This window comes from Xanthomonas sp. SHU 166, assembly GCF_000364685.1.
Classification (GTDB): Bacteria; Pseudomonadota; Gammaproteobacteria; order Xanthomonadales; family Xanthomonadaceae; genus Xanthomonas_A; species Xanthomonas_A sontii.
This window is the reverse complement of the sequence record NZ_AQOJ01000547.1, coordinates 1-4,976: the sequence shown is the minus strand read 5'-3', so window position 1 is coordinate 4,976 and position 4,976 is coordinate 1. Positions and strand designations below refer to the sequence as shown.

Genomic DNA, 4,976 nt, shown 5'->3' with positions numbered 1-4,976 from the left:
TGCCGGCCGCTGCACGCGGTCGCCGCCGAACTGGGCCTGCCCGACGCCCCCACCCCGCCGCCCTTGCCGCCACCGCTCCAGACGGCCGCTCCCGGGGCTCCCGGGAGCCCCGCCGCCGCCGCGCCGCGCAGCGGCCTGTCCGGCTGCGCGATCATGGCCATCGTCGGCACCATCGTCGGCGTGCTGCTGGTGGCGTTCCTGGGCATCGCCGCGGCGATCGCCCTGCCCGCGTACCAGGACTACCTGGCACGCGCAAAGGTCGCGCAGGCGCTCGACCACCTGGCGCCGCTGAAGGACCAGATCGCCGCCTTCAATGCACAGGAGCACCGCTGCGCGGTCAACGGCGACACCGGCTTCGGCGCACCGCAGAGCTATGCCGGCGACACCATCGCGCAGGTGCGGGTCGGCCGCTTCGACAACGGCCACTGCGGCCTGGAAGCCACCCTGCACCTGCCCGACCACAAGCGCCTGGATGGCAAAGCGCTGTGGCTGGACTACGATGAGCGCACGTCCGCCTGGAACTGCAGTTCCGACCTGGACGATCGCATTCTGCCGGTCCACTGCCGCGGCGGCTGACCGGCGCACCGTTTTCGACTGCAACTCCCGGGGAACAGAATGACTGAGTGGTACTACGCCGACGCAGCGCAGCAGCGCCATGGGCCGCTAGCGGCCGCCGACCTGCAGCAGCGCTTCCAGCGCGGCGAGATCGGATTGTCCACCCTGGTCTGGCGCGAGGGCCTGAGCGAATGGCGCACCCTGGCCGAGTTCGTCGACGAACTCGGCCTGACCCAGGCGCCGGCGCCGGCGATTGCCCCGATCGAGGTTGACCGAGAGACTCCTCCTCCGCCCCCGGCCGCGACCGTCCCCGACGCCTGGACCGCGCCCGCGCCGGCCGTGGCGGCGTCGCCCTACGCGGCGCCCAGCGCCGTGCTCGACGGTGGCGCGCGGGTGGTCGGCGGCGGCGAGGTGGTGCAGGCCGGTTTCTGGAAACGCGTGGCCGCCTACCTGATCGACGCGTTCCTGGTCGGCATCGTCGCCAACGTGATCCAGTTCGTGGTGATGCTGGGCTTCTTCGGGATCACCGGCTTCGGCAAGCAGCCGGACTTCAGCACTGCCGCGGGCATCGTCATGCTGCTCCTGCTGTACCTGCTGCCGATGGCGATCGCGGCGCTGTACTACGGCCTGTTCCACGCCTCCACCAAGCAGGCCACGCTGGGCAAGATGGCGGTCGGCATCAAGGTGGTGCGCACCGACGGCAGCCGCATCACCGTGTCCCGCGGCGTGGGCCGCTACTTCGGCTTCATGCTGAGCAGCCTGACCCTGGGCATCGGCCTGCTGATGGCGGCCTTCACCGAGCGCAAGCAGGCCCTGCACGACATGCTCTGCGACACCCTGGTGGTGGACAAGTGGGCCTACACCGACCACCCGGAATGGCAGCAGCGCAAGCTGGGCACGGTCACGGTGGTGATCCTGGCCCTGTTCGGCCTGCTGTCGGCAGCGGCGCTGCTGGTGGTGGTGCTGGCGATCGGCGTGGCCGCCAAGGGCGGCTGGCACTGAGTCCGGCGGGCTCCGGGAACCCCGCTGCCGCCTGCGCGCCTGCCCGGCCGGCGGGCGCCGGCTTGACAGCGGGCGCCGGACATGCCCACTAATAAATAAGCGCCGTAGCTGAACGCCCGGGGGTTCCATCCCGGGCGTCGGCTTCTCTGCGAGACCGCAACGCTTCACTAACCGGAGCAATTGCGCCACCCTACCGCCCCCAGGGCGTCCGCCCACGCCCATCGAAGCCCGACCCGCCATGTCCAAGCACCTGCTCATCGTCGAATCGCCCGCCAAGGCCAAGACGATCAACAAATACCTCGGCAAGGATTTCCACGTCCTGGCCTCGTATGGGCACGTGCGCGACCTGATCCCGAAGGAAGGCGCGGTCGATCCGGACGACGGCTTCGCGATGCGCTACGCGCTGATCGACAAGAACGAGAAGCACGTGGAGGCCATCGCCAAGGCGGCCAAGGCGGCCGAAGACATCTACCTGGCGACCGACCCGGACCGCGAGGGCGAGGCGATCAGCTGGCACATCGCCGAGATCCTGCAGGAGCGCGGGCTGCTCAAGGGCAAGCCGCTGCACCGGGTGGTGTTCACCGAAATCACCCCGCGCGCGATCAAGGAAGCGATGGCGCAACCTCGGCAGATCGCCGGCGACCTGGTCGATGCGCAGCAGGCCCGCCGCGCGCTGGACTACCTGGTCGGCTTCAACCTGTCGCCGGTGCTGTGGCGCAAGGTGCAGCGCGGCCTGTCCGCCGGCCGCGTGCAGTCGCCGGCGCTGCGCATGATCGTCGAGCGTGAGGAGGAGATCGAAGCCTTCATCGCCCGCGAGTATTGGTCCATCGCCGCCGACTGCGCGCATCCCTCGCAGCACTTCAACGCCAAGCTGATCAAGCTCGACGGGCAGAAGTTCGAGCAGTTCACCATCACCGACGGCGACACCGCCGAATCTGCGCGCCTGCGCATCCAGCAGGCCGCGCAGGGCGCGCTGCACGTCACCGACGTGGCCAGCAAGGAGCGCAAGCGCCGCCCGGCACCGCCGTTCACCACCTCCACGCTGCAGCAGGAAGCCTCGCGCAAGCTCGGCTTCACCACCCGCAAGACCATGCAGGTGGCGCAGAAGCTGTACGAAGGCGTGGCGATTGGCGACGAAGGCACGGTCGGCCTGATCTCGTACATGCGTACCGACTCGGTCAACCTGTCGCAGGACGCGCTGGCCGAGATCCGCGACGTGATCGCCCGCGACTACGGCATCGCCTCGCTGCCGGACCAGCCCAACACCTACCAGACCAAGTCCAAGAACGCCCAGGAAGCGCACGAAGCGGTGCGTCCGACCTCGGCGCTGCGTACCCCGTCGCAGGTGGCCCGCTTCCTGACCGACGACGAGCGCAAGCTGTACGAGCTGATCTGGAAGCGTGCGGTGGCCTGCCAGATGATCCCGGCCACGCTCAACACCGTCAGCGTCGACCTGTCGGCCGGCAGCGAACACGTGTTCCGCGCCAGCGGCACCACCGTGGTGGTGCCCGGCTTCCTGGCCGTGTACGAGGAAGGCAAGGACAACAAGAGCGCCGAGGACGAGGACGAAGGCCGCAAACTGCCGGCGATGAAGCCCGGCGACCGCGTGCCGCTGGAGCGCATCCTGGCCGAGCAGCACTTCACCCAGCCGCCGCCGCGCTTCACCGAAGCGGCGTTGGTGAAGGCGCTGGAAGAGTACGGCATCGGCCGTCCCTCGACCTACGCCTCGATCATCCAGACCCTGCTGTTCCGCAAGTACGTGGAGATGGAAGGCCGCAGCTTCCGCCCGTCCGACGTCGGCCGCGCGGTGTCCAAGTTCCTGTCCAGCCACTTCACCCAGTATGTGGACTACGACTTCACCGCCAAGCTCGAAGACGAGCTGGACGCGGTCTCGCGCGGCGAGGAGGAGTGGGTCCCGCTGATGTCGCGCTTCTGGGAGCCGTTCAAGGAACTGGTCGAGGACAAGAAGGAATCGGTCGACCGCGCCGAAGCCAGCGGTGCGCGCGAGCTCGGCACCGATCCCAAGACCGGCAAGCCGGTGAGCGTGCGTCTGGGCCGCTTCGGGCCGTACGCGGCGATCGGCAGCACCGCCGAGGACGCCGAGGACAAGCCCAAGTTCGCGTCGCTGCGTCCCGGTCAGAGCATGCACACCATCACTCTGGAGGAGGCGCTGGAGCTGTTCCTGATGCCGCGCAGCCTCGGCCAGGACCAGGGCGAGGAGGTCAGCGTCGGCATCGGCCGCTTCGGCCCGTTCGCCAAGCGCGGCAGCGTCTACGCTTCGCTGAAGAAGGAAGACGATCCCTACACCATCGATCTGGCCCGTGCGGTGTTCCTGATCGAGGAGAAGGAAGAGATCGCGCGCAACCGCATCATCAAGGAATTCCCCGGCAGCGACATCCAGGTACTCAACGGCCGCTTCGGCCCGTACATCAGCGACGGCAAGCTCAACGGCAAGATCCCCAAGGATCGCGAGCCCGCCTCGCTGAGCCTGGACGAAGTGCAGAAGCTGCTGGAGGAAACCGGCAAGCCGGTGCGCAAGGGCTTCGGCGCCAAGAAGGCCGCCGCCAAGAAGGAAGCCGCGCCGAAGAAGAGCGCGGCGAAGAAGGCCGCGGCCGACGCCCCGGCCAAGCCGGCGGCGAAGAAAGCGGTCAAGAAGGCCGCGAAGAAAACCGCCAAGAAAACGGTGAAGAAGGCGGCGAAGAAGACCGTGGCCAAGGGCGGCTGAGCCGCTCTGCGGATGGCCCAGGGCGGCCCGACGCAACCCCTCGAATAGTACGAGCGCGGGCGCCGAGCCGCCTTTTCGCTGCGCCGACGGCGTCTCTCAGCGCCTGAAGATCCGCGACAACCCGGTTTTTCTGTGGGAGGGGCTTCAGCCCCGACGCTTTATCGGTAAGGCATCGGGGCTGAAGCCCCTCCCACAGAAAAGCGGCGGGCCGGAGACTTGCGAAAATCCCGAGTCCCGCCCAACCGACCCTCATTGTCCTTAGACGACGACGTGCCGCATGATGCGCGCATGACCGACCTGTCCCTGAGCCATGCCGTCGCCGTCCTGCGCAAGGGCGGCGTGATCGCCTATCCCACCGAAGCGGTGTGGGGCCTGGGCTGCGATCCGCACGACGAGACCGCCGTGACCCGCCTGCTGCGCATCAAGCAGCGGCCCGTGGACAAGGGCCTGATCGTGGTCGCCGCCGAACTGGACCCGTTGCGCCCGTTGCTCGACCTGTCGGCCCTGCCGCCGGACCGGCTGGCCGCGGTGCTGGCCAGTTGGCCCGGACCGCATACCTGGATCCTGCCCGCCGCCGCGCATGCGCCGCCCTGGATCACCGGCGCGCACCAGGGCATCGCCGTGCGGATCAGCGCGCATCCGCTGGTGGCCGCCCTGTGCCGGGCCTGGGGCGGCGCGCTGGTCTCGACCAGTG

4 protein-coding genes are annotated in these 4,976 nt (G+C 68.9%); all 4 read left to right on the top strand.

Annotated elements, in window-relative coordinates; genetic code table 11:
- On the top strand, positions 1-576 hold a 576-nt coding region (locus D180_RS14020), incomplete at its 5' end, for a pilin (protein WP_017913296.1).
- A 39-nt stretch (positions 577-615) separates the two neighbouring features.
- Complete coding sequence (locus D180_RS14015; protein ID WP_017913295.1) at positions 616-1,557, top strand: RDD family protein; 942 nt, start codon at positions 616-618, stop codon at positions 1,555-1,557.
- 238 nt (positions 1,558-1,795) lie between these two features.
- Positions 1,796-4,282, top strand: coding sequence for a DNA topoisomerase I (locus D180_RS14010; RefSeq protein WP_017913294.1), 2,487 nt, complete (start codon positions 1,796-1,798; stop codon positions 4,280-4,282).
- A gap of 288 nt (positions 4,283-4,570) precedes the next feature.
- Positions 4,571-4,976 (top strand): Sua5/YciO/YrdC/YwlC family protein (locus tag D180_RS14005; RefSeq protein ID WP_017913293.1); only part of this gene is annotated, 406 nt, incomplete at its 3' end.